Origin of the sequence: Ramlibacter sp. (genome assembly GCF_028291745.1) — a bacterium.
Lineage (GTDB): Bacteria > Pseudomonadota > Gammaproteobacteria > Burkholderiales > Burkholderiaceae_C > Ramlibacter.
The window spans coordinates 24,129-51,017 of the sequence record NZ_JAQGNQ010000143.1 but is presented as its reverse complement, the minus strand read 5'-3'; the positions used below and the strand labels follow the sequence as shown (position 1 = coordinate 51,017).

Annotated in this window: 26 protein-coding genes; 11 read left to right on the top strand and 15 right to left on the bottom strand. The window is 69.2% G+C overall.

The window, feature by feature from the left end:
• Window positions 1-70 precede the first annotated feature (70 nt).
• The gene (gene groL / locus JWP60_RS26040; RefSeq protein WP_299798309.1) at window positions 71-1,717 is read left to right on the top strand and encodes a chaperonin GroEL; all 1,647 of its coding nucleotides are present in this window, start codon (window positions 71-73) and stop codon (window positions 1,715-1,717) included.
• A 165-nt stretch (window positions 1,718-1,882) separates the two neighbouring features.
• Here groL and JWP60_RS26035 read toward each other — a convergent pair whose 3' ends face one another.
• Window positions 1,883-2,656 carry a pseudouridine synthase gene (locus JWP60_RS26035; protein ID WP_299798306.1) on the bottom strand — a complete coding sequence of 258 codons (774 nt, stop codon included), beginning with the start codon at window positions 2,654-2,656 and terminating at the stop codon, window positions 1,883-1,885.
• A gap of 53 nt (window positions 2,657-2,709) precedes the next feature.
• Here JWP60_RS26035 and JWP60_RS26030 point away from each other — a divergent pair, with 53 nt between their 5' ends.
• The 4 genes from JWP60_RS26030 (at window position 2,710) to JWP60_RS26015 (ending at window position 6,188) form a co-directional block, all read left to right on the top strand.
• Window positions 2,710-3,306, top strand: coding sequence for a hypothetical protein (locus JWP60_RS26030; RefSeq protein WP_299798304.1), 597 nt, complete (start codon window positions 2,710-2,712; stop codon window positions 3,304-3,306).
• Between the two features lie 136 nt (window positions 3,307-3,442).
• Window positions 3,443-4,423: a tripartite tricarboxylate transporter substrate-binding protein gene (locus tag JWP60_RS26025; RefSeq protein ID WP_299798301.1), complete on the top strand. Its 981-nt coding sequence runs from the start codon at window positions 3,443-3,445 to the stop codon at window positions 4,421-4,423.
• Window positions 4,424-4,531: 108 nt separating this feature from the next.
• Window positions 4,532-5,509 carry a tripartite tricarboxylate transporter substrate binding protein gene (locus JWP60_RS26020; protein ID WP_299798315.1) on the top strand — a complete coding sequence of 326 codons (978 nt, stop codon included), beginning with the start codon at window positions 4,532-4,534 and terminating at the stop codon, window positions 5,507-5,509.
• A gap of 76 nt (window positions 5,510-5,585) precedes the next feature.
• Entirely contained in the window at window positions 5,586-6,188 is a 603-nt protein-coding gene (locus JWP60_RS26015) for a DUF4142 domain-containing protein (RefSeq protein WP_299798298.1), read from the top strand.
• A gap of 9 nt (window positions 6,189-6,197) precedes the next feature.
• Here the strand turns inward: JWP60_RS26015 and JWP60_RS26010 are convergent, their stop codons facing one another.
• From JWP60_RS26010 to JWP60_RS25995, 4 genes are all read right to left on the bottom strand, one after another.
• Window positions 6,198-6,524, bottom strand: coding sequence for a DUF1840 domain-containing protein (locus tag JWP60_RS26010; protein WP_299798295.1), 327 nt, complete (start codon window positions 6,522-6,524; stop codon window positions 6,198-6,200).
• A gap of 11 nt (window positions 6,525-6,535) precedes the next feature.
• Window positions 6,536-7,798, bottom strand: a complete 1,263-nt coding sequence (locus JWP60_RS26005; RefSeq protein WP_299798292.1) for a class I SAM-dependent methyltransferase — start codon at window positions 7,796-7,798, stop codon at window positions 6,536-6,538.
• 221 nt (window positions 7,799-8,019) lie between these two features.
• Window positions 8,020-9,510: a DHA2 family efflux MFS transporter permease subunit gene (locus JWP60_RS26000; RefSeq protein ID WP_299798312.1), complete on the bottom strand. Its 1,491-nt coding sequence runs from the start codon at window positions 9,508-9,510 to the stop codon at window positions 8,020-8,022.
• Window positions 9,511-9,542: 32 nt separating this feature from the next.
• Window positions 9,543-10,010 carry a MarR family transcriptional regulator gene (locus JWP60_RS25995; protein WP_299798289.1) on the bottom strand — a complete coding sequence of 156 codons (468 nt, stop codon included), beginning with the start codon at window positions 10,008-10,010 and terminating at the stop codon, window positions 9,543-9,545.
• A 77-nt stretch (window positions 10,011-10,087) separates the two neighbouring features.
• Here JWP60_RS25995 and JWP60_RS25990 point away from each other — a divergent pair, with 77 nt between their 5' ends.
• The 3 genes from JWP60_RS25990 to JWP60_RS25980 are packed head-to-tail and all read left to right on the top strand — an operon-like array spanning window position 10,088 to window position 14,347.
• Complete coding sequence (locus tag JWP60_RS25990) at window positions 10,088-11,788, top strand: MFS transporter (protein ID WP_299798286.1); 1,701 nt, start codon at window positions 10,088-10,090, stop codon at window positions 11,786-11,788.
• Window positions 11,789-11,810: 22 nt separating this feature from the next.
• Window positions 11,811-12,992 (top strand): HlyD family secretion protein, encoded by a 1,182-nt coding sequence (locus JWP60_RS25985; protein WP_299798283.1) that lies wholly within the window; start codon window positions 11,811-11,813, stop codon window positions 12,990-12,992.
• Window positions 12,989-14,347: an efflux transporter outer membrane subunit gene (locus JWP60_RS25980; RefSeq protein ID WP_299798280.1), complete on the top strand. Its 1,359-nt coding sequence runs from the start codon at window positions 12,989-12,991 to the stop codon at window positions 14,345-14,347. The genes JWP60_RS25985 and JWP60_RS25980 overlap by 4 nt, the downstream gene beginning before the upstream one ends.
• 16 nt (window positions 14,348-14,363) lie before the next feature.
• Here JWP60_RS25980 and JWP60_RS25975 read toward each other — a convergent pair whose 3' ends face one another.
• From JWP60_RS25975 to JWP60_RS25965, 3 genes are all read right to left on the bottom strand, one after another.
• Entirely contained in the window at window positions 14,364-15,398 is a 1,035-nt protein-coding gene (locus JWP60_RS25975; RefSeq protein WP_299798277.1) for an ABC transporter substrate-binding protein, read from the bottom strand.
• Window positions 15,399-15,465: 67 nt separating this feature from the next.
• Window positions 15,466-16,023 carry a GNAT family N-acetyltransferase gene (locus tag JWP60_RS25970; protein ID WP_299798274.1) on the bottom strand — a complete coding sequence of 186 codons (558 nt, stop codon included), beginning with the start codon at window positions 16,021-16,023 and terminating at the stop codon, window positions 15,466-15,468.
• A gap of 127 nt (window positions 16,024-16,150) precedes the next feature.
• Window positions 16,151-16,366, bottom strand: a complete 216-nt coding sequence (locus JWP60_RS25965) for a DUF3606 domain-containing protein (protein ID WP_299798271.1) — start codon at window positions 16,364-16,366, stop codon at window positions 16,151-16,153.
• Window positions 16,367-16,481: 115 nt separating this feature from the next.
• On the opposite strand from JWP60_RS25965, the gene gspF reads away from it, so the two are divergent.
• Both gspF and JWP60_RS25955 read left to right on the top strand, forming a co-directional pair.
• A complete protein-coding gene (gspF, locus tag JWP60_RS25960) occupies window positions 16,482-17,705 on the top strand; it encodes a type II secretion system inner membrane protein GspF (RefSeq protein ID WP_299798268.1) in 1,224 nt (407 codons plus the stop codon).
• Window positions 17,705-18,610 carry a 5'-nucleotidase gene (locus tag JWP60_RS25955; protein ID WP_299798265.1) on the top strand — a complete coding sequence of 302 codons (906 nt, stop codon included), beginning with the start codon at window positions 17,705-17,707 and terminating at the stop codon, window positions 18,608-18,610. Before gspF ends, JWP60_RS25955 begins: the two co-directional genes overlap by 1 nt.
• A 221-nt stretch (window positions 18,611-18,831) precedes the next feature.
• On the opposite strand, the gene JWP60_RS25950 is transcribed toward JWP60_RS25955, so the two are convergent.
• The 7 genes from JWP60_RS25950 to JWP60_RS25920 all read right to left on the bottom strand — a co-directional run bounded on the left by JWP60_RS25950 (window position 18,832) and on the right by JWP60_RS25920 (window position 24,965).
• Complete coding sequence (locus JWP60_RS25950) at window positions 18,832-19,782, bottom strand: DMT family transporter (RefSeq protein ID WP_299798262.1); 951 nt, start codon at window positions 19,780-19,782, stop codon at window positions 18,832-18,834.
• 83 nt (window positions 19,783-19,865) lie between these two features.
• The gene (locus tag JWP60_RS25945; protein ID WP_299798259.1) at window positions 19,866-20,843 is read right to left on the bottom strand and encodes an MDR family oxidoreductase; all 978 of its coding nucleotides are present in this window, start codon (window positions 20,841-20,843) and stop codon (window positions 19,866-19,868) included.
• Between the two features lie 23 nt (window positions 20,844-20,866).
• Window positions 20,867-21,421, bottom strand: a complete 555-nt coding sequence (locus JWP60_RS25940; RefSeq protein WP_299798257.1) for a cyclic nucleotide-binding domain-containing protein — start codon at window positions 21,419-21,421, stop codon at window positions 20,867-20,869.
• Between the two features lie 5 nt (window positions 21,422-21,426).
• Window positions 21,427-22,047, bottom strand: a complete 621-nt coding sequence (locus JWP60_RS25935; protein WP_299798254.1) for an ABC-type transport auxiliary lipoprotein family protein — start codon at window positions 22,045-22,047, stop codon at window positions 21,427-21,429.
• Entirely contained in the window at window positions 22,044-23,000 is a 957-nt protein-coding gene (locus tag JWP60_RS25930) for an MlaD family protein (RefSeq protein WP_299798251.1), read from the bottom strand. The genes JWP60_RS25935 and JWP60_RS25930 overlap by 4 nt, the downstream gene beginning before the upstream one ends.
• Before the next feature lie 25 nt (window positions 23,001-23,025).
• A complete protein-coding gene (locus tag JWP60_RS25925) occupies window positions 23,026-23,847 on the bottom strand; it encodes an ATP-binding cassette domain-containing protein (protein WP_299798248.1) in 822 nt (273 codons plus the stop codon).
• Window positions 23,847-24,965, bottom strand: a complete 1,119-nt coding sequence (locus JWP60_RS25920; RefSeq protein ID WP_299798245.1) for an ABC transporter permease — start codon at window positions 24,963-24,965, stop codon at window positions 23,847-23,849. The genes JWP60_RS25925 and JWP60_RS25920 overlap by 1 nt, the downstream gene beginning before the upstream one ends.
• Before the next feature lie 102 nt (window positions 24,966-25,067).
• Between JWP60_RS25920 and JWP60_RS25915 the strand changes: the two genes are divergently transcribed.
• A complete protein-coding gene (locus JWP60_RS25915; RefSeq protein ID WP_299798242.1) occupies window positions 25,068-26,840 on the top strand; it encodes an acyclic terpene utilization AtuA family protein in 1,773 nt (590 codons plus the stop codon).
• Window positions 26,841-26,889: the final 49 nt, after the last annotated feature.

Here is a 26,889-nt window from a genome sequence, read left to right as displayed (position 1 = left end):
AGAAGGTCGCGTAAGCGCCCTGCCTTCCGGATCTTCCATCCCCCAATTCATCTCACTGAGGTAACGAACAATGGCAGCAAAAGACGTGATTTTCGGCGGTGACGCCCGCGCCCGCATGGTCGAAGGCGTGAACATCCTGGCCAATGCGGTCAAGGTCACCCTGGGCCCCAAAGGCCGCAATGTGGTGCTGGAGCGCTCGTTCGGCGCCCCTACCGTGACCAAGGACGGTGTGTCCGTGGCCAAGGAAATCGAACTCAAGGACAAGCTGCAGAACATGGGCGCGCAGATGGTCAAGGAAGTTGCTTCCAAGACCAGCGACATCGCCGGTGACGGCACCACCACCGCGACGGTGCTGGCCCAGTCGATCGTGCGCGAAGGCATGAAGTACGTGGCCGCCGGCATGAACCCGATGGACCTGAAGCGCGGCATCGACAAGGCCGTGACGGCCCTGGTCGAAGAGCTGAAGAAGGCCTCCAAGGCGACGACGACCAGCAAGGAAATCGCGCAGGTCGGCTCCATCTCGGCCAACTCCGACGCCTCCATCGGCGACATCATCGCCAAGGCGATGGACAAGGTCGGCAAGGAAGGCGTGATCACCGTCGAAGACGGCAAGAGCCTGGAAAACGAACTCGACATCGTCGAAGGCATGCAGTTCGACCGCGGCTACCTGTCGCCCTACTTCATCAACAACCCGGAAAAGCAATCCGCGCTGCTCGACAACCCCTTCGTGCTGCTGTACGACAAGAAGGTGTCCGGCATCCGTGACCTGCTGCCCGTGCTGGAGCAGGTTGCCAAGGCTTCGCGTCCGCTGCTGATCGTGGCCGAAGAAGTCGAAGGCGAAGCGCTGGCGACCCTGGTGGTCAACACCATTCGCGGCATCCTGAAGGTCGTGGCCGTCAAGGCTCCCGGCTTCGGCGACCGTCGCAAGGCCATGCTGGAAGACATCGCTGTCCTGACCGGCGGCAAGGTGATTTCGGAAGAAGTCGGCCTGACGCTCGAGAAGGTGACGCTGGCCGACCTGGGCCAGGCCAAGCGCATCGAAGTGGGCAAGGAAAACACCACCCTCATCGATGGCGCCGGTGCTCCTGCCGACATCGAAGCCCGCGTCAAGCAAGTGCGCGTGCAGATCGAGGAAGCCACCAGCGACTACGACCGTGAAAAGCTGCAAGAGCGCGTGGCCAAGCTGGCCGGCGGTGTTGCCGTGATCAAGGTCGGTGCCGCCACCGAAGTGGAAATGAAGGAAAAGAAGGCACGCGTGGAAGACGCGCTGCACGCCACCCGCGCTGCCGTCGAAGAAGGCATCGTGGCCGGCGGCGGTGTCGCCCTGCTGCGCGCCCGCCAGACGGCTGGCACGATCAAGGGTGACAACCCGGACCAGGAAGCCGGCATCAAGCTGGTGCTCAAGGCCGTGGAATCGCCCCTGCGCGAAATCGTGGCGAACGCCGGTGGCGAGCCGAGCGTGGTGGTCAATGCCGTTCTGAACGGCAAGGGCAACTACGGCTTCAATGCCGCCAACGACACGTATGGCGACATGATCGAGATGGGCATCCTGGACCCGACCAAGGTGACCCGCACCGCGCTGCAGAACGCCGCGTCGGTCGCGTCCCTGATGCTGACCACGGAAGCCATGGTCGCCGAAGCGCCGAAGGAAGACGCTCCCTCCATGGGTGGCGGCATGGGCGGCGGCATGGGTGGCATGGGCGGCATGGACATGTAATGTCCGCCTGAGCGTCCTCTCGGGACGCTCGAACGAAAAAGCCCGCGGCTCGCACCGCGGGCTTTTTTTTGTTCCGGACTTGCTCCCTCCCCTTGCGGGGGAGGTGGATGGACCGGGGACCTGGGTAACACCCGTGCGAGGACATGGGTGACAGGGACATCCTTCTCAGAACCTCTCGTTCGGTCCGAGATACCGCCACTGTCCCAGTGGCAGGTGCCCCAGCGTGATGCGCCCGATGCGCACGCGCTTCAAGCCCACCGCCTTCAGCCCCACCGCCTCGCACATGCGGCGGATCTGGCGCTTCTTGCCTTCGGTGAGCACGAAGCGCAATTGCTCGGGGTTCTGCCAATCCACTTGCGCGGGCTTGAGCGGCTGGCCGTCCAGGCTCAGGCCGTGGCGCAAGCGAGCGAGTTGGGCCGGGGGAAACGCGGACTGCACGTCGGTCGCCGTCGCGCCGAACGCCACGCGCACCAGGTACTCCTTCTCCATCCCCGCGTCCTCGGCGATCAGCTGGCGGGCGATCCGTCCGTCCTGCGTCAGGACCAGCAGGCCGGTGGAGTCGATGTCGAGGCGCCCAGCCGGCACCAGGCTGCGCAACTGGCCGGGCGAGAAGCGACGCGGCGAGCGGTCTTCCTTCCAGTGCGTGCCTGGCTGCACCAGCACCTTGGCGGGTTCGTAGCCGTCCTCCGCCTGCCCGCTGACGTAGCCGATCGGCTTGTGCAGCAGGATGGTCACCTGCTCCTGCTGCTGGCCGCGCGCCTTGCGATCGATGTCGATGCGCGCCTGCGGCCCCACCTGCAGGCCCATGGTCGCCACTGCGCCGTCGACCTTCACCCAGCCGCGGGCGATCCATTCGTCCGCCTCGCGGCGCGAGCACAGGCCCAGTTCGGCCATGCGTTTGTTCAGTCGGGTGGTGGTGGCGGGCGCGTCGCTGTTCATGTCGCTTCGCATTGTGCACAGGCGGCCCGGCCGCGCTCCAGTAGCATCGCTGCATGATTTGGCTGGTGCCTGCCGTGCTCGGCTCCCTGTTCGCTGCGTGGACCGCATGGTCGCGTGGCCAGCATGCCCCCGCGGTGCTGCTGGTGGCGCTGGCCTTCGCGCTGGTGTTCGCGATCGGGCGGCGCATCGAGGCCGGCCGCGATACGGATTGGCAGCAGGCGGCACTGCGCGTGAAGGGCAACTTTCGCCGCTCGCTTTCCCCCGACGATCTCGCCGCCTTCGGTCCTGCCCCTTGGACGACCTGGGCGGCCGACGGCGAGCTGCAGTTCCCACGCGCGATCGACGGCCGCGCGGCCCAGCCGCCCTTCGCGCTGCTGCAAGTGCGCTACTCGATGCGCGAGCGGCGCGGCGAGGAACATCCCGACTCGTGGTACGAGGTGAGCGTCGCCGCGGTCGCGATGCCGCAGGGCGGACCCGCGCGCGCCCTCGTGGCGATCGGCGACGGCGCCCATGCCGGCGCACACAACGGCCGCACCCTGTTCCTGTGGCAGAAAGGCGGCCCCGGCGCCGGTGCCTCGCTGCCCGCAGCCGCCCTGCCCGACCTGCTGCAGCACGCGCGCGCTCTCGCGGCCAGGCAGCCGGCGAAATAAACTGACCGTGACGGACGCCGCACTGCGGCCGTCCACGCGCTCGGGATTCACCCTCGGATGCCTCACCCCGGCAGTGCGCCGCCCGCACAATCCGCGGGGTCTTATCATTGCCCGCGTTTTTTCCAAGGACTCACCGATGCACAAAATGATCCGCTCGCTGCTGCCGCTGGCCCTGGCCGCCACGGCCTTCAACGCCGCTGCGCAGGCCTATCCCACGCGCACCATCACCATCGTCGTGCCGTTCGCGGCCGGCGGACCCACGGACAAGGTGGCGCGCGACTTCGCGGAGGCCCTGCGCAAGCCCCTGGGCCAGACGGTGATCGTCGAAAACGCGGCCGGTGCCGGCGGGGCCATTGGCGCCAACAAGGTGGCCAAGGCGCCGCCGGACGGCTACACGCTGCTGCTGCATCACATCAGCATGGCGACCATGCCCAGCCTGCTGCGCAACCTGCCGTTCAACGTGATGAACGACTTCGAGTACCTGGGCATGATCAACGACGTGCCCATGACGATCATCGGCAAGCCCTCGCTGCCCGCCAACAACTACAAGGAGCTGGTGGCCTGGATGCAGCAGAACAAGGGCAAGATCAACCTGGGCAACGCGGGCGTCGGCTCGGCCTCGCACCTGTGCGGCATGCTGTTCCAGCACGCCGTGGGCATCGACATGACGGCGGTGGCGTACAAGGGCACCGGGCCGGCGATGATCGACCTGATGAGTGGCCAGATCGACCTGATGTGCGACCAGACCACCAACACGAGCACCACCATCGAGGCGAAGAAGGTCAAGGCCTTCGCCGTCACCACGCCCGGGCGCCTGACCGTGCCCGCGCTCAAGGACATCCCGACGATGCAGGAACTGGGCGTCAAGGGCTTCGCCGTCACCATCTTCCACGGCCTGTACGCGCCCAAGGGCACGCCGGCGCCCATCCTGAAGAAGCTGAACGACGCGCTGAAGGTCGCCCTGAAGGACCCCGATTTCGTCAACCGCGAGGAGAGCCTGGGCGCCGTGGTGGTGAACGACAAGCGCGTCGAACCGGCCGAGCACAAGAAGTTCGTGCAGTCCGAGATCAACAAGTGGACGCCGCTGATCAAGGCGGCCGGGGTGTACGTCGAGTAGGCTTGCGGCCGCCGGGGGCGGGGGAAGCGCGTGGCATCATTCCTGGTTGCATTGAAGGAGACCAGTTTGAGTCGTATCGCGTTTTCCTCCCGCCGCCGGTTCGTTGCGTTGGCAACTAGCTGCGCCGCGGCCGCCCTGCTGCCCCTTGCCGGCCATGCCCAGGCAGCATGGCCGACGAAGCCGGTGCGCGTCATCGTGCCCTTCTCGGCCGGCGGCACCACCGACATCCTGGCCCGCGCCGTGGCGCAGGAATTGACGAAGTCTTTCGGCCAGACCTTCGTGATCGACAACAAGCCGGGCGCTGGCGGCAACATCGGCGCCGACGCGGTGGCCAAGGCAGCACCCGACGGCTACACGCTGCTGATGGGAACTGTCGGCACGCAGTCGATCAACAAGTGGCTCTACTCGAAGATGCCCTTCGACCCCCAGAAGGACTTCCAGCCGATCACGCTGGTGGCCGGCGTGCCCAACGTGATGGTGGTCAACACCGAGAAGGCCGCTGCGCGCCACATCAACAACGTGCAGGACTTCATCCGCTACGCCAAGGCCAATCCCGGCAAGGTGAACATGGCTTCCAGCGGCAACGGCACGTCGATCCACCTGGCTGGCGAGCTGTTCAAGACCATGACCGGCGTCCACATGACGCACTTCCCCTTCCAGGGCTCGAACCCGGCGCTGTTCAGCCTGATGTCGGGCGACATGGACGTGATGTTCGACAACCTGCCCTCGGCCATGCCGCACATCAAGGCCGGCAAGCTCAAGGCGCTGGCGGTGACCAGTTCGACGCGCTCGCAGGCGCTGCCCGACGTGCCGACGGTGGAACAGGCCGGCGGCCCCAGCCTGAAGGGCTTCGAGGCCAGCTCCTGGTTCGGCCTGCTGGCCCCCGCCGGCACGCCCATGGACATCGTCAACCGCATCCAGCAGGAAACCGCGAAAGCGCTGGCGACGCCGACGATGAAGGAGCGCCTGGAGGCCCAGGGCGCGATTCCGAGCGGCAACACGCCGGCGCAGTTCGCGCAACTGATCGATCGGGAACTGAAGAAGTGGGCGCCCGTGGTGAAAGCGTCCGGCGCGAAGGTCGACTGACGCTGGGATATCGGCTGACAGGCCGAGGCAGCCGGCGCCCACACCGCTGCCCTCGCAGCGGCGTAACTTCGCCGGAATGATCCGCACTGTCTCCTTGCTCGCCGCCCTGTTCACGTGCGGCGCCTGTCTCGCCCAGACCGCGGCGCCGGCGGCGATCAACCCGCAGCGCTCGGGGGTGCCCTGGGCCCGCGCCGGTGAGCATGGGCCGGCGCGCGATGCTTCGAACATCGGCCGCACCGACCGCAAGTTCATCGAAGCCGCCGCGCAATCGGGGCTCTCCGAAATCGCCCTCGGCCAGCTCGCCATGCAGCGGGCGCGCGATCCGCGCGTGCGCGATTACGCCCGGCAGCTGGTGTCGGACCACCGGGCGGCCAACGCGCGACTGCAACAGATCGCTGCGGTCAGACGCCTGCCGCTGCCCGGCCAGCCCGCAAGCGACCAGCCGGCTGAGTTGCGTGAGCTGCAGCGCCTGTCGGGTGATGCGTTCGACCAGCGCTTCCTCGATGGCATGGTGCGCGACCACCAGAAGGCGGTCGACCTGTTCAACCAGGAGATCAAGGGCCGCCACGAGGACGGCGACCTGAAGAACTTCGCGCAGACGACGGTCATCATCCTGCAGCGCCACTACGCCGACGCGCAGCAGCTGCGCAAGGCTTCCGGGCACTTGCCCGGTGGCTGAGTCGTTCGCCTAGACCCCCCAGACGATCTCCTTGCCCGCCTGGCTGCACCTGCGCAGCATGTCCAGGAAGGGCACGGCGCGCTGGCGCAGCGACACGCCACCCTCCAGCCGCGCAGCGACCTGGCCCTTGGCCTTGGCGGTTTCGTTCGCCGCCTGCTGGTCGGCCTCTTCGCGCTGGATCGCGGCTTCGAGGGCGCGGGTGGCGGCCGGCATTTCCTCGGGCAGGATGATGCCCTTAGCACCCGCATCCTTGCCGATGATCTCCAGCACGCGGCGGCCGTTGGGCTCGAGCATGATCAGGTCGCCGGCTGCCTTCGATTTGAATTTATAGAGCATGGTCCCGAGTTTCAGCGATAGATGTAATCGCGGGTGAACGGGTAGAGCGACTGCGCGCCGCGCAGCGCGCCCGTGTTCATGCTGCCGTCGGGGCGCGTCGCGAGGATCTGGTGCAGCGCGATCCAGCCGCGCTCGAACGTCATCGCGCACCCGGACAGATAGAGGCGATACGCCCGCAGCACGGTACCCGCGCCCTGCGGCCCGTGCGTCTTCTCCAGCACGACCCGCGCTTCGTCCAGGCGGTCCTCCAGGGCATCGGACCAGGCCCAGAGCGTGCGCGCGTAGTGCGGCCGCAGGTTCTCGGTGTCGACCATCTCGAGGCCGCCGACGGCCATGTCGCGCAACACCAGGCTGGGATGCAGCAGCTCGCCGCCCGGGAAGATGTACTTGCCGATGAAATCGCCCATGCCCGCGCCGAGTTGACCGGGCTCGAGGCTGCCGGCGGTGATGCCGTGATTCATCACCAGCCCGCCGGGCGCGAGCAGCCGGAAGATCTTGCCGAAGTACGCGGGCATGTTCACCTGCCCCACGTGCTCGAACATACCCACCGAGGCGATCTTGTCGAAGGGCTGGCCCTCGGGCAGGTCGCGGTAGTCGAGCAGCAGCATCTGCACGCGGTCCTGCAAGCCCTTCTGCTCGATCAGTCCGTTGACGTAGGCATGCTGGTTGCGCGACAGGGTGATGCCGGTGCCCTTGACGCCGTAGTTCTCCGCGGCCCACAGCAGCAGCCCGCCCCAGCCGGCGCCTATGTCGAGGAAGCGCTCGCCCGGGCGCAGCATCAGCTTGCGGCAGATGTGATCCAGCTTGGCCTCCTGCGCCTGCGCGATCGTCATCTCCGCGTCGCTGTAGTAGGCGCAGGAGTAGACCCGCCGCGGATCGAGCCACAGCGCATAGAAATCGTCGGACACGTCGTAGTGGAAGCGGATCTGCTCGGCGTCCTTCTGCTGCGTGTGCGAGGCGAGCGAGCGCGCCCGGCGCAGCATCTGCGTCCACCAGCTGGTGTCGCTGGCCGCCGGGTTGCCGGGCAGCAGGCCGGCCGCGGCGGCCATGATGTCGCGCATTCGCCCTTCCAGCCGCACCCGCTGCTCCACGTAGTCCTCGGCCAGCTTGCCGATCTGGCCGGCAGCCAGGGTGGCCAGGCTGGACCAGTCCTGGAACGCCAGCTTGACGGCAGCCTGGGGTGGCCCCACGCGCCGGCCGCCCGGGAGTTCGAGCGCCACCGTCACCGGCAAGGCGGCCAATTGCGAATCCAGTTTCTGCACGAGGGAGTCCATGGGGAATTCTGGCGAATCCGCCACCGGTGCGTCAACGCTCGGCCTGTAGGACGGAGGCTCATCCTTGGCACCTCATGGGGGCGGCATCGCTTCCGGCCCGATTGGTCGCCGGGCCGCGCTCACTGCGCCCACGATTGCGGCCTTTCGTCCAATCCCGCAGCAGGAACCCCTGGAATTTTCCTGCGAGCACATTCCAGGTGTCCCCGGCGCCCCGCCGCCGCTCAGTGCGGCACGTCCCCACCCGCGGCGGCTTGCGTGCGCTTCGGCGGCCTGACCAACAGCAGCAACGGAATCGCCAGCGCCGTCACCGCCATCATGATCCAGAAGTCGTTGACATAGGCAATCAATGCGGCCTGGCGCGTGACCTCCGCGTTCAGCAAGGCCAGCCCGGCTCCGCTGTCGAGGCTCATGGACGGGGGCAGGTCGGCCAGCCCCAGGTTGCCCGGGCTGATGAAGGTCGCGAGCTGCGCGTGCGCCTGCGCCGTGCCGCGCGTCAGCAACGCCTGCACGACCGAGATGCCGACGCTGCCGCCGATGTTGCGCAGCAGGCTGAAGATCGGCGTGCCCTCATTGCGCAGGCGCGGCGCGAGCGTCGCGAACGCGGCAGCCGACAGCGGCACGAAGGTGAAGCCGATCCCCAGGCCCTGGATGAAGCCGGACGTGACGATGACGCTGCTGTCCATCTGCAGCGTGATGTGCGTCATCTGCCACAGCGCGATCGCCGTCAAGCCGAAGCCCGCGGTCATGATCAGCCGAAGGTCGACCCGCTGCACCAGCCGGCCGACCGCGATCATCGCGATCATGGTGCCGATGCCGCGCGGCGCCGTGACCATCCCGGTGTAGACCACCGGATAGTTCATCAGGCTTTGCAGGAAGGTGGGCAGCAGCGCCATCGTTCCATACAGCACGATGCCGACGATGAAGCCGAAGACGCAGGCGGTGACGAAGTTGCGGTCCTTCAGCAGGTCGCGATTGACGAACGACGTGCCTTGCACCGTCCACGTATGCACCGCCAGGAAGGCGAAGGCGACCAGCGCGCCGGCCGCCTCGAGCCGGATCTCCCACGAGTCGAACCAGTCCAGCAGCTCGCCGCGGTCCAGGAACATCTGCAGCAGGCCGATCGCGAGACTCAAGGCGAAGAAGCCGAACAGGTCCAGCGGACTGCTTTTCGGCCGGTTCTCCGGCAGGTAGCGCCAGATGCCGTACAGGGCGAACAGGCCCACCGGCAGGTTGATGAAGAAGACCCAGCGCCAGTCGAAGTTCTCGGTCAGCCAGCCGCCCATCATGGGGCCGAGGATCGGGCCGACCATGATGCCGGCGCCCCAGATAGCCATCGCCTGTCCCACCTTGTGCGGCGGGTTGATGTCCAGCAGCACGGCCTGCGACAGCGGGACCAGGGCAGCGCCGAAGATCCCCTGCAGCAGGCGCGCGGCGACGATCGCGCCCAATGAGGTCGACAGTCCGCACAGCGCCGACGCGATCGTGAAGCCGATCACCGACACCAGGAACACCATGCGCCGGCCGTAGCGGGCACACAGCCAGCCGGTCAGCGGCAGCGCGATCGCGGACGCCACGATGTAGGAGGTCAGCACCCAGGTGATCTGGTCCTGCGAAGCCTGCAGGCTGCCCTGCATGTGCGGCAGGGCGACGTTGGCGATCGTCGTGTCCAGCGCCTGCATGATGGTCGCCAGCATGATCGAAACGGTGATCATGCCGCGGTGCTTCACCTCCTGCGGGGCCGTGCTCACTTGGCGGCTCCTTCGGTTTCGTTGATGGTCAGCAGTCGCTGGCGAACCTTGCCGAGCAGGGCGAGCAGTTGCGTGCGTTCGGACGCGGACAGGCCCGCCAGCGTGCCGGCGGTCAACTCGTCGCCGATGCCCAGTGCGCGGTCGAGTGCCTTGCGGGCAGCGGGCTTGATATGCAGGCGATTCACGCGGCGGTCCTCGGGGTGCGGGCGGCGCTCGATCCAGCCGGCCGCGCCGAGGCGGTCGCACATGGTCGCGACAGCCATCGGCGTCAGCCCGCTCTTGTGCGCGAGCTCGGCCTGCGACATTGCGTCTTCCCCGTCGTGCCACGCCAATGTGGCCAGCAGCCGACACTGCGCCTGCGACAGCCCCAGCTGTTCGCGGGCCAGCCGGTCGAACTGCTGGGAATAGAGCCGGCTCACCTCGTTGACGAGGAAGCCGAAGCGGGCGGACAGCGCGGACTTCATCAGTGCGCTGATTATATACATGCTTACTACCCGCGGTCGGGCACACGACGCGCTCAGCTTCCGTGATACTGCAACCCGTGGCCCGCAGTCCCTCGCCCGGGCGGCTTCCCCCAGGGGAGCGCGCTCCTTACCAGTTCAAGCCGCACGAGCGGCCCTTCATGCCGGGCTCGCCGGCGACTCCGGATCACCCGCTGCCGCGGCGCATCGGCTACTTCCTGGTCGGCGTGCTGCTGGGGATCGCGGGCGGTTTCGCCAACGGGCTGCTGCTGGGCAACACGCAACAGATCCAGGGCGCCTTCGGCCTCAGCTCGGTCGAGGTAGGCTGGCTCGCGGCCGCGTACTCGATGACGAACGTCTGCACGAGCATGATGCTGGTCAAGTTCCGGCAGCAGTTCGGGGTGGCCCTGTTCGCGCGCATCTTCCTGCCCGCGTTCGCCATCGTGAGCTGCGCGCAGCTGTTTCTCGACAGCTATCCGCTCGAACTGCTGTTGCGCGGCATCAGCGGCATCGTGGGCAGCGGCCTCACCAGCTTTGCCCTGTTCTATTTCATGCAGTCGATGACACCGGCCACGCGGCTGGCCGGCATGGTGCTGGGCGTGGGCATGTCACAGGTCGCGCTGCCGTTCGCCCGCGCGATCTCGCCGCTGCTGCTGGCGCAAGGCGACATCCATCACCTGTTCGCCTTCGAACTCGGTCTGAGCCTGCTGTGCCTCGCGGGCACGGCGGTGCTGCCGCTGCCGCCGTCCGAGACCTTCGACGCCTTCGAGCCGCTGGACTTCGTCAGCTTCGGCCTGCTGGCACCCGGCCTGGCCCTGCTCTGCGGCGTGTTGTCGCAGGGGCGCACCGTCTGGTGGACCACGCCGTGGATCGGCTGGGCGCTCGCGGGGGCCATCGTGCTGATTGCCGCCGTCAACGCCATCGAGCACAACCGCGCCAATCCACTGCTCAACATCCGCTGGATGGCCAGCCGCAACATCGTGCTGTTCACGCTGCTGGCCGCGACCATGCGGGTCCTGCTGTCCGAACAGGGCTTCGGCTCGGTGGGCCTGCTGACGGTGCTGGGCATGGGGCCGGACCAGCTTGTCAAGTTCTATGCGGTGGTCACGCTCGCCTCGATTTGCGGCCTGGTCGTAGGCGTGGTCACGCTCAATCCCAACGACGTGCTGCGACCGCTGCTGGTCTCCACGGCGCTGATCGGCATCGCTGCCTGGATGGACTCGGACGCGACCAATCTCACGCGGCCGGCCAATCTCTATTTCAGCCAGGCACTGATCGCCTTCGCCACCCTCCTGTTCGTCGGGCCGCTGATGATGATCGCGATGTTCCGCGCCCTCTCGCGCGGCCCCAGCCACATGGTCAGCTACACCGCCGTCTTCGGCATCTCGCAAACCGTAGCCGGACTGGCCGGAACGGCGTTGCTGGGATCGATCCAGATTGCCCGGGAGCGCCTTTATTCCAACGAGCTGGTGCAAGGCATCCAGCTCACCGATCCACTGGACGTGAACCGCATGGCGCAACTCTCCGGCGCCTATGCGCGGGTGCTCGGCGATCCGGCGCTGCGCCAGGCCGAGGGCGCGGCGCTGCTCGGGCAGCAGGTCACGCGTGAGGCCAACGTGCTGGCCTACAACGACGTGTTCCTCTTGATCGCGCTCCTGGCCGCGGTGGCCTTCGTGCTGATCGCGGCCCGCTGGTTGTACTTCCGGCGCAAGGGCATCAATCCGCTGGCGGAGGACATCGCAGCGCTCCAGAAACTGAGGCAGGCCAGAGCCAATGGGTGAGAGAGATCGACCGGATGCGGACATGAAAGCCGAGCGTGAACTGGAGCGCGCGCGCGCCGACGAGGCCGCGGCTGCGGCCCACCTCGAAGCGAACGAACGCCTCGACGATCCCGTGGAGACCCCCCAGACGCCGGCTGCGCGTTCCCGCGGCTGGGCGCCCCCCAAGCGTGGCTGGGGGGTGACGGTGGTGATCCTGGTGCTGGCGGTGATCGGTGCGCTGGTCGTGCTGTATGCGTGGCGGCTGCCGCCCTTCACGCGCGCCTTGCAGACCACCGACAACGCCTTCGTGCGCGGCCAGACGACCATCATCGCGCCGCAGGTGAGCGGCTACGTCCGCGAGGTGCTGGTGCAGGACTACCAGGCGGTCAGGCAGGGCGAAGTGCTCGTGCGCATCGACGACCGCGTGTACGCGCAGCGGGTGGAGCAGGCCAAGGCCGGCGTCTCCACCCAGGGCGCCAACCTCGCGAATTTTGCGCAGAGCCAGCGCTCGAGCGCCGCCTCGGTCGAAGGCCAGGCGGCGGCGGTGGCCAATGCCGCCGCGCAGGTGACCCGCGCCCGCACCGATCTCGCGCGCATCGAGGAACTGGCCGTGGACCGTTCGGTGTCGCTGCGCGAACGCGACCAGGCGGTGGCGACGCTGCGCCAGGCCGAGGCGGCGCTGCGCCAGGCGCAGGCGCAGCACACCGTCGCCCAGGAGCAGGCGCGCAGCGTGACCGTCGGCCGAGGCGGCCTGGCAGCGGCGGTGGAGAGCGCGCGCGCCACGCAGCAACTGGCGCAGATCGACCTGGCCAATACGGTGATCACCGCGCCGGGCGACGGCACCGTCAGCGAGGTCGGCGTGCGCGTGGGCCAGTACGTCACCGCCGGCACCCAACTGCTCTTCCTGGTCCCGCCCACGGTCTGGGTGGTGGCCAACTTCAAGGAGGCGCAGACCGCCCGCATGGCGCCGGGTCAGCTGGCGACGGTGAAGGTCGACGCGCTTGGCGGCGCCACGCTGCGCGGCCGCGTGGCACGGCTGGCACCTGCGGCCGGCAACGAGTTTTCGGTGATCAAGCCGGACAACGCGACCGGCAATTTCATCAAGGTGCCGCAGCGCATCAGCGTGCGCATCGAACTCGATCCGAACCAGCCGCTGGTGGCCCGGCTGCGTCCCGGCATGTCGGTGGAGGCGAGCGTGGACACCGCCAGTCGCGCCGCCCCATGAACCGCCTCGCCGTGCTCGCCGTGCCGCTGCTGCTGGCGGCGTGCAGCCACGTGCCGCAGCGCGATGCGCGTGGCGACGAGCCCCAAGTGCCCGCCGACTGGCGCACCGCGGCCGGCCCGCAGGCGCCGCTGGCCCTGGCCTGGTGGAACGGCTTCGGCGATCCGGTGCTGACCACGCTGGTCGAGGCGGCGCTGGCCAACAACCTCGACGTGGCAACCGCCGCGGCCCGCGTGCGCGAGGCGCGGGCGCAGGAAGACCTCGCCCGCTCGCAGCTGTTTCCCACGCTCGATTTCAGCAACAGCAACAGCCGGGGCCGCACCTACAACCCCTTCGGTGTGCCGACCACCTCGACCACCCGGCAGCGCGTCTTCGAGGCTGCTTACGAGGTGGACCTGTTCGGGCGCATCGCGGAACAGGTCAGCGCGGCGCACGCGGGCACGCAGGCGGGCGAGGCGGCTCGCGCCGCCGCGGCGCTGTCGGTCGCGGCGGCCACTGCCACCGGCTACATCACGCTACGCTCGCTCGACGCGCGCCTGGCGCTGCTGGAGGAAACGGTGCGCCAGCGGCGCGATGCGATGCGCGTCGCGAGCGAGCGCGCGGCCGTGGGCTACACCTCGGACCTGGAACTGCGGCAGGCCGAGGCCGAATACGAATCCGCCGCGCAGCAGGTGCCGCCAACCCGCCTGGCCATCGAGCGGCAGGAGCACGCGCTGGCCCTGCTCACCGGCACCGCGCCGCGCGACATCGCGCGCGGCCGGCCGCTCGCGGGCTTGACGCCGCCGCCGATTCCCGCCGGATTGCCGTCGGACCTGCTGCGCCGCCGCCCCGACCTCTTCCAGGCCGAAAGCACGCTGGTCGCCGCCGATGCGACGCTGGCTTCCACCCGCGCGCAGTTCCTGCCCTCGCTGCAGCTCACCGCCAGTCTCGGTCGGCTGCTAGTGACGCCGCTGGAACCGATCACGATCTGGTCGCTCGGGGCGAGCGTGCTGGCGCCGCTGTTCGACGGCGGCCGGATCGAGGCGCAGGTGAATACGGCTGGCGCCCGGCGCGAGCAGGCCGCCTATGCGTATCAGCGCGCGGTACTCACCGCTTTCCGCGAGGTCGAGGACAACCTCTCCGCCGTCGTGCACACACGCGAGCAGCGCACGCACCTGCAGGCTGAGCGCGCAGCGCTGGCCGATGCGCTGTTCCACGCGCAGCGGCGCTACCGCGCGGGGTATTCGTCGTACCTGGAGCAGCTCGATGCGCAGCGCGGCGTGCTGACGGCGGAGCTGGCACTGATCCAGGCCATGACCGACGAACTGACGACGCTCGTCGCCCTCAGCCAGGCCATGGGCGGGGGCTGGGAGCCTTGAGCTGCGCGCCTGTCTCTCAGCGCGACGCGGCCTCGTAGTACCGGGGCTCGTAGTAGGCCGACAGCGGTTGCAATTTCTTGGCCGGGCGGCCGTATTTCTCGCGCAGCCGCAGCACCGTGCGCAGGCCATCCTCGTTGACGCGCGCATGCGGCTCGAAGCCATTGACCGGATCCACCAGCAGGCGGTACGCCGTCTGGGCGGTGGCGGCATCGGACTCGAGGTTGCGCCGGAACACGGCCAGGGCCGCGTCGCGGTTCGCCGGGTTGTACAGCCACTCGAGCGACTGCCGGTAGCCGCGGATGAAGCCGATCAGCGCCGCCTCGTTCTGCTGGGCCCACTGGCGGCGCACCGAGGCCACCATGCCCTGGTAGGGGCCCAGGGTGCCGGGCACGTCGGCCAGGATGTTCAGGCCCTGCTCGCGCCCGATCACGTCCAGCGGCGACATCAGCATGGTGCCCGCGTGCTTGCGCGCCAGCAGCTGCTGATAGCGCTCCTGCACCGCACCGGCGGGCACGGTGGTGTAGTCGCGATTCCACTCCAGGCCGCTGCGCTCCAGCATCTCACGCAGCACGAAGGAGGTGCCGGTGCTGATCGTGTCGACCGAGAGCTCCTTGCCGCGCAGGTCGGCGATGCCGTGGACCTCGGGCACGGAGGCCAGGTGGAGGAAGCCGCCGTCGCCGCCCATGACGATCACCAGGTCGCTGGCGTTCACGCCCTGGGTGCCCTGTCCTTCCCGCTGGGCGATGGTCTCGTCGGCCGGACCCATGGCGATGTCGAAGGTCCCGTTCACCACGCCGACCAGCCGAAAACTGGAAGTGGGCGCTGCCTCCAGTTTCACCCCGACCCCATTGCGGGCGAAGAAGCCCTGCGACATGCCGACCCAGAGCGGCCAGTTGAAGCCCCCGGAAAGCACGACCAGCTTCAGCTGCACAACCTCCTTGAGCGGCGCCCGCGCCTCGGGTGCGCCGGTGACCTGCGGCTGCGGACCGCTGCCGCAGGCGACCAGGCTGACCCCGAGCAGCAGGGCCAGCAGCATCTTGATGGGACGCACGATATCTCCTCCTCAGGAATTCTTGATCCCGAATTCTTGTCGACTGCCGGGCGCCGCGTCGGGGAATTTACCCTGATGACGCGGGCGGGCCGCCGGGTCTGCGCAGCACGCGCGCGTACAGCACGGTGTCGATCAACTGGCCGTCCTTCGTGGCGGCGCTGCGCAGGGCGGCCTCGCGGGTGAAGCCGGCCTTTTCCAGCACGCGCATGGAGGCCGGGTTCCACTGGAACACCTGCGCCTCCAGCCGTGCGAAGAGTTGCTCCACGGCGATGCGTTCGGCCAACGCCGCGGCTGCGGCGCTGCCGACGCCGCGGCCCCAGTACGGCACGCCCAGCCAGTAACCGAACTGCGCCGTGGCGCTGAAGATGCCCTCGCCCGCGATTGCGCCTATGCCGCCCGCGGTCCGGCCGCCGACCTCGATGGCGAGCTGGATGCTGGCGCCGGGATCGGCCGCAATCGCCAGCCACAGCTGCGCGTCGGCGTCGGTGTAGGGGTGCGGGAAGGTGTGCGTCATGTTGCGCCACACCCGCCGGTCGTTGGCATTGCGCACCAGGTCCGCGCGATCGGACTCGCGCCAAGCGCGCAGCACGCACCCGGGCAAAGCGGTGGGCAGGTGGACGCTCATAAGCGAATGCTAGCGTGCCGGTCCGCTACTTGAGCTTGTCGTCCTCCTGCCTGGCGAGGGCGAACAGCAGCGCCAGCACCCCCTGCGCGACGCCGAAGGCGGCGAGGACGCTCTTCATCCGCACGGGTCAGCCGCCCAATTCGCGCACGCGGTCCGAGTTGGTGGTGCTGCGGGCGCCCTTCAGGTGCATCTCGACGTCCGCCGCCTGGTCGCCCACCGCGGCAACGGCTTCGCGCAATTGCTCCGGCGTGACATCCAGGCGCCTGGCCCAGGCCGCCGCGGCCTGCGGGTCGTCGAGATCAATGCGGTCCGGGCGGACGCCGGCTTGCGAGGGCTCGCTCATCGTGGTCTCCATGATGCGGGGCAGACCGCATGCTGACGCAGCGCGGCGCGCAGCCATGTAGGCCGCCGCCGCACGGACACCCGAGCCCGGCGGCCCGCGCCCGTATGATCCTGCCATGCCTGCATATGCATTCGAGGCACTGGACCCGGAGGGCGCCACCCAGAAGGGCGTGATCGAGGCCGACACCGCGCGGGCCGCGCGCGGCCTGCTGCGCGGTCGCGCACTGGTGCCGCTCGAGGTCCGCCCCGTGGGCTCCGGCGAGACGCCCGGCAGTTCCGCGCCTATCGTGCTGTTCCAGCGCGCCGTCTTCAGCGCCACCGGCCTGGCGATCTGGACGCGCCAGCTGGCCGGCCTGGTCGGCTCCGGCCTCACGCTGGAGCGCGCCCTCACGGCGCTGGCCGACGAGGCCGAGAACCAGCAGTTGCACCACCTGCTGGCCGCCTTGCGCGCCGAGGTCAATGCCGGCTCCTCGTTCGGCAAGGCGCTGGCGCGCTTTCCGCGCGAGTTCCCCGATATCTACGTCGCCGTGGTCGGCGCGGGCGAGCAGAGCGGCCACCTGGGCGCCGTGCTGGAACGGCTGGCGGACGACCTCGAGGAGCGGCAGGCGCTCAACGCCAAGCTGCTGGCCGCGACGCTCTATCCGGCGATCGTCACGCTGGCGGCCGTCGTGATCGTGCTGCTGCTGATGACGTACGTGGTGCCGCAGGTGGCCAGCGTGTTCGTCGGCACCAAGCACGCGCTGCCGGTGCTGACCGTGGTGATGCTGGCGATCAGCGCCTTCGTGCGCAGCTGGGGACTTGCGGTGCTGGCCGCGCTGGCCGCGGGCTTTGGCCTGCTGCGGCTGGCGCTGCGCAACCCCGCTTTCCGCGAGCGCTTCGATGCCGGCTGGCTGAACCTGCCGCTGGTGGGCCGGCTCTCGCGCGGCTACAACGCGGCGCGCTTTGCCGGCACGCTGGCGATGCTGGCCGGCGCCGGCGTGCCTATCCTGAAAGCGCTGCAGGCCGCGGCCGAGACGCTGGGCAATCGCGCCATGCGCGCCGATGCGCTCGACGCGCTGGTGCTGGTGCGCGAAGGCGCACCGCTGGCTTCCGCGCTGGCGCAGAAGAAGCGCTTTCCAGGACTGCTGTCGATGTTCGCGCGCCTGGGCGAACAGACCGGCCAGTTGCACCTGATGCTGCAGCGCGCAGCGACGCAGCTGTCGGCGGAAGTGCAGCGCCGTGCCATGCAGCTGGCCACGCTGCTGGAGCCGCTGCTGATCGTCGGTATGGGGCTGATCGTGATGCTGATCGTGCTGGCGGTGCTGCTGCCCATCATCCAGCTGAACCAGTGGGTGCGATAGTGGCCGCGCCAACCCTCGACGACAAGCTGGTGGTGGCGATCTCCTCGCGCGCCCTGTTCGACTTCGAGGAGGAGAACCGTGTCTTCGAAGGCGGCGATGCCACCGGCTACATGCGGCTGCAGTTCGAACGCCTCGACCGCCCCGCCAAGCCGGGCATCGCCTTCTCGCTGGTGAAGAAGCTGCTGGCCTTCAACGATGCGGGCATGCAGCGGGTGGAGGTGGTCGTGCTCTCGCGCAACGACCCGGTCTCGGGCATGCGCGTGTTCCGCTCCGCGCAGGCCAACGACATAGCCCTGCAGCGCGGCGTGTTCACACAGGGCCGCTCGCCTTTCGGCTACCTGCGGCCGCTGAAGGCGACGCTGTTCCTCTCGGCCAATGCCGACGACGTGCGCGGCGCGCTGGCCGCGGGCTTTCCGGCGGCGCGCGTGCTGACCGAGTCGGTGCTGGCCAGCGCCACGCATCCGAAGGAAGTGCGCATCGCCTTCGACGGCGACGCGGTGCTGTTCTCCGACGAGGCGGAGCAGGTGTTTCAGGCCCGCGGGCTGGAGGCCTTCCAGGAACACGAATCGAGCAAGGCCACGCAGCCGCTGCCGGACGGCCCCTTCAAGCCGCTGCTGACGGCGCTGCACCGGCTGCAGCAGGCGAGCAATCCGCAGATGCGCGTGCGCACGGCGCTGGTCACGGCGCGCAGCGCGCCGGCGCACGAACGCGCGATCCGCACGCTGATGGACTGGAAGATCGACGTCGACGAAGCGATGTTCCTGGGCGGCCTGCCCAAGGGCGAATTCCTGCGCGAATTCGAACCCGATTTCTTCTTCGACGACCAGACGCGGCATGTGACGCACGCAGCGTTGCATGTGCCGTCGGGGCATGTGGCAGCGGGGATCGCGAACGTGATGGTTTGAGGGGGTCGGACGGCGAAAGACCAGCATCCGGACGCAGAAGACGCAGAAGTTGCGCAGAATGCGCAGAAGACCTCGAAAGCACTTCTCTGCGGTCCTTGCGTGCCCTGCGTGTTGATTCGCGCGGCACCTGGTCCCGAGGAGAACCATTTGAAATGGCTTTCCTTTTGCGCTTTCTGCGTAGCTTTTGCGTCTTCTGCGTCCGGATGTCCGGATGTCCGAATTCAACCGCCCTGACGCGCCCCCCGCGCCTCCCGCCGCGCGATCCACAGGGTCGAGCCGCAGATCACCAGGCCGCCGATGAGGGTCGAGCGGCTTGGTTGGTCGCCGAAGGCCAGCCAGCCGATCAGGGTGGCCCAGACCAGGTCGAGGAATTTGACCGACTGCGTCGCCGAGATGTTAGCGGCCGCATAGGAGCGGGTCAGGCAGTAGTGCCCCGTGCTTCCCAGCATGCCGCACACCAGGCAGGTCGCCCACTGACCGGGCGTGGGCGCGTGCCAATGCCACAGTGCGAGCGGCAGGCTGAGGGCCGTCACGCTGATCGCCTGCCAGACGACGATCACCTCGGCGCGCTCGTAGCGGGTGAGCGCCTTCGTCATGAGATAGGAGGCCGCGAACACCGGCGAGGAGGCCAGCATCAGCAGGCTGTAGCTGCCGCCCGCGCCACCGAGCTTGGGCGCCACCACGATCAGCACGCCGCCGAAGCCGATGCCCGCGGCCAGCCAGAGCGGCCAGCGCATCGGCTCGCGGAAGACCAGCAGCGCACCCAGCATGATGAAGATCGGCGTCGTGAAGCTGATGGCCGTGGTCTCGGCAATGGTGATGTGCGACAGCGCCATGAACCAAAGCACCAGGGCCACGGTGTGAATGCCGCCGCGCGTGAACTGCCCCACCACGTTGTGCGGCCAGAAGCTGCGCGGGCCGGCGCGCAGCACCAGCGGCAGCATCACCAGCAGCCCCATCAGGTAGCGCAGGAACTGCGTCTGCGAGGTGCCGAGCGTCACCGCGAGCTGCCGCATGATCGCGTTGAGCACCACGAACACCAGCCCCGAGGTGCCGGACCAGAGCAGCGCGCGGACATCGCCGGGCAGGCGCAGCGCGCGCCGCTGCGCCACGCTGGCGTGGCGCAAGAGGCGGTTGCGGCGAGCGCGCGGTGAAGGCTGGGCGGAATGCATGCGCCCGGCCACTATAGGGGAGCGCGCGGCCACGCCGTTGTGGATCGCGGGCGCAGCCCGCAATCACATGGCCGTGCGGCGACTCAGGACGTCCGCACCACGATCCGCCCCCGCACCTCCCCCGCCATCAGCTTCTGCGCGGCGGCGACCGCTTCGTCCAATCCGATCTCCGTCGTCATCCGCTCCAACAACGCGGGATCCAGATCGCGCTCCAGCCGCGACCACGCCTCTTCGCGCCGCGCCATCGGTGCCATCACGCTGTCGATGCCCAGCAAGGCCACGCCGCGCAGGATGAAGGGCGCAACGCTTCCCGGCAGGTCCAGCCCCTGGGCCAGGCCACAGGCCGCGACGGCGCCGCCATAACGCGTCTGCGCCAGCGCGTTGGCCAGCGTGTGGCTGCCCACCGCGTCCACCACGGCAGCCCAGCGCTCCTTCTGCAGCGCCTTGCCGGGGACCGCGAGTTCCGCCCGCTCGACGATCGCGCTGGCGCCCAGCGCCTTCAGGTAATCCGCCTCCGCAGCCTTGCCGGTCGCGGCGACCACCTGGTGTCCCAGCTTCGCCAACAAGGCGATCGCGACCGAGCCGACTCCGCCGGTGGCGCCCGTCACCAGCACTTCGCCGCTCCCGGGCCGCAGCCCATGTCCTTCGAGCGCCAGCACGCACAGCATGGCCGTGTAGCCGGCGGTGCCGATCGCCATGGCCTGCCGCGCGCTGAAGCCGGCCGGCCGGCGCACCAGCCACTGCGACTTCAGGCGCGCGCGCCCCGCGAGGCAACCCTTGTGCGTCTCGCCCACGCCGAAGCCATTGAGCACGAACGCATCGCCCGGCCGCCATTGCGGCGACGCGCTTGCAAGCACGGTGCCGGCGCCGTCGATGCCCGCCACCATCGGCCAGCTGCGCACCACCGGCGAGCGGTTGGTGATCGCGAGGCCGTCCTTGTAGTTCAGGGTCGAATATTCCACGGCGACGGTGATGTCACCCTCGGGCAGGAAGCTGTCGTCCACCGCGCGCACGGCGGCACGGAATTCGGGGTCTTTGTCGAGCACCAGGGCCTGGAACATGTCGTCCTCCTTCGCCGGGCCGTTCAGCCCGTTTCGCGATGCAGCACCTTCACCAGCTGCACGCTGATGTTGCGCAATCGTTGCGCCAGCAACTGAGTCAGCTTGATCAGCAGTTTGGCCCCGATGTCCGGGCGCGCCTTGATCAGGCGGCCCACCGCGGCTTGGTCGAGCACCGCCGCTTCCACTTCCGACAACGCCCAGCAGCTGGCATAGCGCGGCTCGCCATCGAACATCGACATCTCGCCCAGCACCGTTCCCGGCCGCAGGACGGCCAGGCGCGTGTTGTCGCCGCGCTCCTCGCGTTCGGCCTCGCGGCCGATGCGCTTGCCCACGTCCACGGTGCCGCACAGCAGCAGCATCATCCATTCTTCCGCGTCGCCTTCGACGATCAGCATCTGCCCCGGCTGTGCGCGCACGCGCAGCATCAGCGAGCCCAGCACGTCCGCTTCCTCGGCCGTGAAGTCCTCCAGCAGGAAGCTGTTCTGCATCAGGCCGGGCCAGTGCGACAGGCGATCGCAGCAGCCCACGACCTCGAGTCCGGCCTCGCGGATGCGTTCGTCGAGCGGTCGCATCATCATGGTGTTCAGGGCTGCCGCAACCAGGCAGCGATCTCCTGCGCGGCGGCTTCGGTGGCGGCAGTGAGCGCGCGCACGCCCCCGGCCGCATCGGCGCTGGGCGCCGGCCGCTGCACGTCGAAGCTGCGCTGCGCCACCAGGCGCTCGCCGCCGGCGGTGTTTTCCAGCAAGGTGCAGCGCAGGCGCAGCACGCCCTTGCTGTCGCCGGGCCCGTCGAACAGCTGGCTGAACTCCTCCAGCTCCACCCGCAGCACCGGCGGCGGCGTGGCGCCGCGGCGGGTCAGCGCTGCGCCGCCGGCGTTATCCAGCACCGGCCGGTCGCGCCCCAGCACGTCGCGCAGCCGCTGGCGCAGCAGCTGCCCCGGTGGCGCGCTCCAGCGGGCGAAGGCATAGGGCAGCAGCTGGTGCGGGTCCTGGTAGCCCAGGCGATAGAGCAGCGCCGACGTCTCCAGGATGCCGCTCGCCTCCACATCGGGCAGCAGCAGCGCGGGGCGCTGTGCCGAGACCGTGCCTTCATAGGGAGCGGTCGGCCCGAAGTCGTACATGGTCTGGTGCTGCGGCTTGTCCGGCAGCGCCTTGCAACCGGCCAGCGCAGTGGCCAGCAGGAGCACGCAAGCGCCCCACCTCATCGCCGCGCCCCCTGGGCCTGGAAGCCGGGTTCGCCGGGGCCGGGCCGCGGCGTGCCCTCGCCGTAGATCAGCATCTGCGGGTTCTCCGTCAAGTCGGTGGCGGCGCGATCGAGCGTGCGCATCGTGCGCGTGGTCTGCTCGGTCGCCTGGTTGATGCGCGGCAGCGTCGTCGCGCCGAAGGTCTCGGCGGCATGCGACAGCGCATCGGTGCCGTCCGAGAGGCGATCGATCGGGCCGCCCGAGGCATTGAGCCGCTGCGCCGTCTGCCCGAACTGCGTGGCGGCGGCGCCGACCTGGTCCACCGTGCGCTGCGCGCCGCGCAAGGTCACCGTCGCCTGGTCCAGCGCGGGATCGAGCTTGCGCGTGACCGTGGCGTTGATGTTGGCGGCCAGCTGCTGCGTGTTGTCGGCCGCCCGACTGAAGTTGTCAAGCGCGCTGGCGATGCGCTTCTGGTTCGGCTCGCCCAGCAGCGTGTTGACGCGCGTCGTCACCTGCTGCACCTGGTCGAGGATCGCCTCGCCTCGCTCCTCCAGCCGCGCGAGCAGGCCGGGGCGCAGCGGGATGCGCGGCGGCACCTGGTCGTTGGGGACGAGGCGCGGCGCTGGCTTGCCCTCGTCGTCAAGTTGGATGAACGCCGCGCCGGTAACGCCCTGGTAGCTGAGGGTGGCGAAGGTGCCGCGCGTGAGCGGCGCATCGCGGTCGACATCGAGCCGGATCAGCACGTTGCCCTGCACCTTGGGATCGAAGCCCACGCGCTTGACCTTGCCGACGTCGACGCCGCGAAAGCGCACCGGCGCCTGCTCCGCCAGTCCGGTGATGGACTCCCGGGTGGAGATCTCGTACGGGTCGTGCTTGCCCGTGTCGCGCGTGAGCCAGGCGGCCAGCCCCAGCACCAGCGCCGTCAGCAGCGCCACGAAGATGCCCGCGGCCATCGCATGTGCCTTGTTTTCCATGGTGCGTTCTACTCTTTCATGGCTCTCAGATGGCGAAGGGGTACTCGCGCAGCAGCTCCATGGCCCGCTGCCCGCGCTCGCCCAAAAAGAACTCCTCGATGAAGGGATGCCGGAAGGCGATCACCTCGCGCGGCGTGTCGGTGACGATCACGCGCTGCTCGGCCAGCACGGCGATGCGCGTGGACAGCTCGAACAGCGTATCCAGGTCGTGCGTCACCATGATCACCGTCAGCGCCAGGTCGCGGTGCAGCGAGCGCAGCAGGTGCACGAAGCCGTCCGAGCTGTCGGGGTCCAGCCCCGCGGTGGGCTCGTCGAGCAACAGCAGCGGCGGGTCCATCACCAGCGCGCGCGCCAGCGCCGCGCGCTTGATCATGCCGCCGGAAAGCTCCGACGGCATCTTCTCCGCGTCGCTGGCCTTCAGCCCCACCATCTGCAGCTTCACCATCGCCGCTTCCTCGATCAGCGGCAGCGGCAGCGTCTTGAGTTCGAGCAGCGGGAAGGCGATGTTTTCCAGCACCGTGAAGGCCGAGAACAGCGCCCCTTGCTGGAACAGCATGCCGATGCGGCTCGACGCGCCGCGCCGCGACATGGTCTGCAGCGGCTGACCCATGATGCGCACTTCGCCGGCGGCCGGGTGCTCCAGCCCGAGCATCTGCCGCAGCAGCACCGTCTTGCCCGAGCCCGAGCCGCCGACGATCGACAGCACCTCCCCGCGCTTCACCGTGAGGTCCAGGTCCTTGTGCACCACCATCCGCTGCTGGTCCGGCAGTTCGAACTCCGAGCGCAGTTTGCGGATCTCCACCAGCGGCACTTCGGAGTCGGCGCGGACGATGGCGGGTTCCGGCATCAGAGCCCCACGCTGCTGAAGAGCACGGCGAACAGCGCGTCCACCAGGATCACCACCGTGATCGCCGTCACCACCGAGGCCGTCGTGCCCTCGCCCAGGCTCTGGGTGTTGGGCCGCACCCGCAGGCCGAAATGGCAGCCGATCAGCGCGATGAGGATGCCGAAGACCACCGACTTGGAGGTGCCGAGGATCAGGTTGGGCAGGCTCACGGCGGCGGGCAGGCCCTTGGCGAAAAAGAGCGGGCTGATGCCCAGCGACAGGTCGGCCGCCACCATGCCGCCCAGCAAGCCGGCCAGCGTGGTCCAGCCGCTGATCAGGGGCATGGCGATGGCCAGCGCCATGGCACGCGGCATCACCAGGCGGTAGGTGTGCGAGATGCCCATCACCCGCATCGCGTCGAGTTCGTCGGTGACCCGCATCACGCCGATCTGCGCCGTGATCGCGGAGCCCGAACGGCCGGCGATCAGGATGGCGGCCAGCATGGGCCCGAGCTCGCGCACCAGGGCGATCCCCAGGATGTCGACGATGTACGCGTCGGCGCCAAACTGCTTGAGCTGTTGCGCCGTGAGATAGGCCAGCACGACGCCGATCAGCCCGCCCACCAGAGCCGTGATCGGCAATGCGGTGGCGCCGATGCGATAGAGGTTGCCGGAGAAATCGCGCCAGGGCGCCTGGTGCGGTGCGCGCAGCAGCTCGCGCAGGTCGAGCGTGAGCTGGCCGATCAACCGCACGAAGGCACGGATGTGGCCCAGGGCCCGCAGCAGCTCGCCGCCAAAGCCGAGGTAAAGCGCGTAGAGGCCGGGCCGCGGATGGGGCGGCGGTCGCGCGGTGAACTGCGCCACCCGCTCCAGGACGGCGCGTTGCGGCGGCAGCAGTTCCACCTGCTCGGGCCAGCGCTGGCCCCAGTGGTCCCACAGCATCTGCGCGCCGACGTGGTCCAGCAGCGCGGCCTCGCGCAGGTCCCAGCCCTGCTGCGCCGTCGGCCGGGGCAGGCCGCGCAGCAGCTCGCGGAACACCCCGGGACGGGCGAACTGGCCGGCCGTCCATTCGCCAAGCAGGCGGACGGAGCGTCCTTGCGGCACTGGCGCCTTTTCGATACGGGGCGTGGCGTCGGTCATGTCCTGGGGCGTCCATCGTAATGGCAGAGCCTTCGGCGGCCGTGTAGGAGAAAGGGCCGCGCTCAGCCCGCGCTATAACGAGGCGCAACGAGGGGACGCGGCATGGACAAGACGATTCGCATCGGCGGCGCCTCGGGCTTCTGGGGCGACAGCTGCGTGGGCGCCCCGCAGCTGGTGGCGCACGGCCAGCTCGATTACCTGGTGTTCGACTACCTCGCCGAACTGACCCTGGCGTTGCTGGCCACGGCGCGCTCGCGCGATCCGACGCTGGGCTACGCCACCGACTTCGTGCAGGTGACCATGAAAGCGATCCTTGCCGACGTGGTGGGCGGCGGCATCCGCGTGATCAGCAACGCGGGCGGCGTGAACCCGCAGGCTTGCGCCCAGGCGCTGCGCGCGCTGGCGACCGAACAGGGCGTCACGCTGAAGATCGCGGTGGTGACCGGCGACGACGTCACTGCCGCCCTGCCGCAGATGCGCGCCCAGGGCGTGGGCGACCTGGATGGCGGTGCGCCTCTGCCCGATCGGCTGCTCAGCGCGAACGCTTATCTGGGCGCCCTGCCGATCCGCGCTGCCCTGGACGCCGGCGCGCAGGTGGTGATCACCGGCCGCTGCGTCGACAGCGCCGTCACGCTGGGCGCGCTGCTCCATGCCTTCGACTGGCGCGAGGACGACTGGGACCGCCTGGCCCAGGGCAGCCTGGCCGGGCACCTGATCGAATGCGGCTGCCAGGCCACCGGCGGCCTGCATACCGACTGGCAGGATGTGCCCGATTGGGCGCACATCGGCTATCCGGTGCTGGAGTGCCAGTCGGACGGCGGCTTCGTTGTGACCAAGCCGCGCGGCACGGGCGGACTGGTGAACACCGCGGTGGTCGCCGAGCAGCTGCTCTACGAGATCGGCGATCCGCGCCGCTACCTGCTGCCCGACGTGACCTGCGACTTCACGCAGGTGCGCCTCGTACAACTCGGGGAGCACCGCGTGCAGGTCAGCGGCGCGCGCGGCATCCCGCCCGGGCCGGCGTACAAGGTGTCGGCCACCTGGTTCGATGGCCATCGCTGCACCGGGCAGCTCACCGTCGTCGGGCTCGACGCGGCGCGCAAGGCGCAGCGCACGGGCGAGGGGATCCTGGCGCGCACCCGCGAGCTGCTGGCGCGCCGCCGCTGGCTGCCGTACACGCGCACGCACATCGAGGTGCTGGGCTCGGAGATCGCCAACTACGGCCCGCATGCGCGCGGCCAGGAGGTGCGCGAGGTCGTGCTGCAGGTGAGCGTGACGCACCCCCAGAAGGAGGCGCTGGAGCTGTTCGCGCGCGAGATCGCGCCGGCCGGCACCAGCTGGTCGCCGGGCACGACGGGAGCGAGCGGCCGGCCCGCCGTGGCGCCGGTGGTGCGCGGCATTTCCTTCCTGATCGACAAGGGGCATGTGCAGCCGCAGGTGCACCTCGGGACCGAAGTGCGCGCAGTGGCGGTGCGCACCGGCCAGGCCGCGGTGCCGCCGCAACAGTCGATCGCGGCGGTGGACGCGGTGCCACCGCAGCCGGACTGGATCGAGGTGCCGCTCGTGCGACTGGCCTGGGCGCGCAGCGGCGACAAGGGCGACCAGTCCAACATCGGCGTGATCGCCCGCAGCCCCGAGTGGCTGCCCTGGTTGCGCGCGCAACTGACGCCAGCCGCGGTGAAGTCCTGGCTCGGCCACCTGGTGCTTGGAGATGTGACGCGCTACGACCTGCCCGGCATCCATGCCTTGAACTTCGTGTGCATGCAGGCGCTCGATGGCGGCGGGCTCGCGTCGCTGCGCAACGATGCCCTGGGCAAGGGGATGGCGCAGGTGTTGTTGGCGATGCCGGTGCGTGTGCCTTCCGGCTTTTCGTAGGCTGGGCTGCGCGCAGCGCACCCCAGCGTTTGCGGGCGCACATCGCTGG

Excerpts from the sequence above, each read along its gene's own strand:
- groL (WP_299798309.1), top strand. The coding sequence starts at position 71 with ATGGCAGCAAAAGACGTGATTTTCGGCGGTGACGCCCGCGCCCGCATG.
- JWP60_RS26035 (WP_299798306.1), bottom strand. The coding sequence starts at position 2,656 with ATGAACAGCGACGCGCCCGCCACCACCACCCGACTGAACAAACGCATG.
- JWP60_RS26030 (WP_299798304.1), top strand. The coding sequence starts at position 2,710 with ATGATTTGGCTGGTGCCTGCCGTGCTCGGCTCCCTGTTCGCTGCGTGG.
- JWP60_RS26025 (WP_299798301.1), top strand. The coding sequence starts at position 3,443 with ATGCACAAAATGATCCGCTCGCTGCTGCCGCTGGCCCTGGCCGCCACG.
- JWP60_RS26015 (WP_299798298.1), top strand. The coding sequence starts at position 5,586 with ATGATCCGCACTGTCTCCTTGCTCGCCGCCCTGTTCACGTGCGGCGCC.
- JWP60_RS26010 (WP_299798295.1), bottom strand. The coding sequence starts at position 6,524 with ATGCTCTATAAATTCAAATCGAAGGCAGCCGGCGACCTGATCATGCTC.
- JWP60_RS26005 (WP_299798292.1), bottom strand. The coding sequence starts at position 7,798 with ATGGACTCCCTCGTGCAGAAACTGGATTCGCAATTGGCCGCCTTGCCG.
- JWP60_RS26000 (WP_299798312.1), bottom strand. The coding sequence starts at position 9,510 with ATGATCACCGTTTCGATCATGCTGGCGACCATCATGCAGGCGCTGGAC.
- JWP60_RS25995 (WP_299798289.1), bottom strand. The coding sequence starts at position 10,010 with ATGAAGTCCGCGCTGTCCGCCCGCTTCGGCTTCCTCGTCAACGAGGTG.
- JWP60_RS25985 (WP_299798283.1), top strand. The coding sequence starts at position 11,811 with ATGAAAGCCGAGCGTGAACTGGAGCGCGCGCGCGCCGACGAGGCCGCG.
- JWP60_RS25980 (WP_299798280.1), top strand. The coding sequence starts at position 12,989 with ATGAACCGCCTCGCCGTGCTCGCCGTGCCGCTGCTGCTGGCGGCGTGC.
- JWP60_RS25970 (WP_299798274.1), bottom strand. The coding sequence starts at position 16,023 with ATGAGCGTCCACCTGCCCACCGCTTTGCCCGGGTGCGTGCTGCGCGCT.
- JWP60_RS25965 (WP_299798271.1), bottom strand. The coding sequence starts at position 16,366 with ATGAGCGAGCCCTCGCAAGCCGGCGTCCGCCCGGACCGCATTGATCTC.
- gspF (WP_299798268.1), top strand. The coding sequence starts at position 16,482 with ATGCCTGCATATGCATTCGAGGCACTGGACCCGGAGGGCGCCACCCAG.
- JWP60_RS25950 (WP_299798262.1), bottom strand. The coding sequence starts at position 19,782 with ATGCATTCCGCCCAGCCTTCACCGCGCGCTCGCCGCAACCGCCTCTTG.
- JWP60_RS25945 (WP_299798259.1), bottom strand. The coding sequence starts at position 20,843 with ATGTTCCAGGCCCTGGTGCTCGACAAAGACCCCGAATTCCGTGCCGCC.
- JWP60_RS25940 (WP_299798257.1), bottom strand. The coding sequence starts at position 21,421 with ATGATGATGCGACCGCTCGACGAACGCATCCGCGAGGCCGGACTCGAG.
- JWP60_RS25935 (WP_299798254.1), bottom strand. The coding sequence starts at position 22,047 with ATGAGGTGGGGCGCTTGCGTGCTCCTGCTGGCCACTGCGCTGGCCGGT.
- JWP60_RS25930 (WP_299798251.1), bottom strand. The coding sequence starts at position 23,000 with ATGGAAAACAAGGCACATGCGATGGCCGCGGGCATCTTCGTGGCGCTG.
- JWP60_RS25925 (WP_299798248.1), bottom strand. The coding sequence starts at position 23,847 with ATGCCGGAACCCGCCATCGTCCGCGCCGACTCCGAAGTGCCGCTGGTG.
- JWP60_RS25920 (WP_299798245.1), bottom strand. The coding sequence starts at position 24,965 with ATGACCGACGCCACGCCCCGTATCGAAAAGGCGCCAGTGCCGCAAGGA.
- JWP60_RS25915 (WP_299798242.1), top strand. The coding sequence starts at position 25,068 with ATGGACAAGACGATTCGCATCGGCGGCGCCTCGGGCTTCTGGGGCGAC.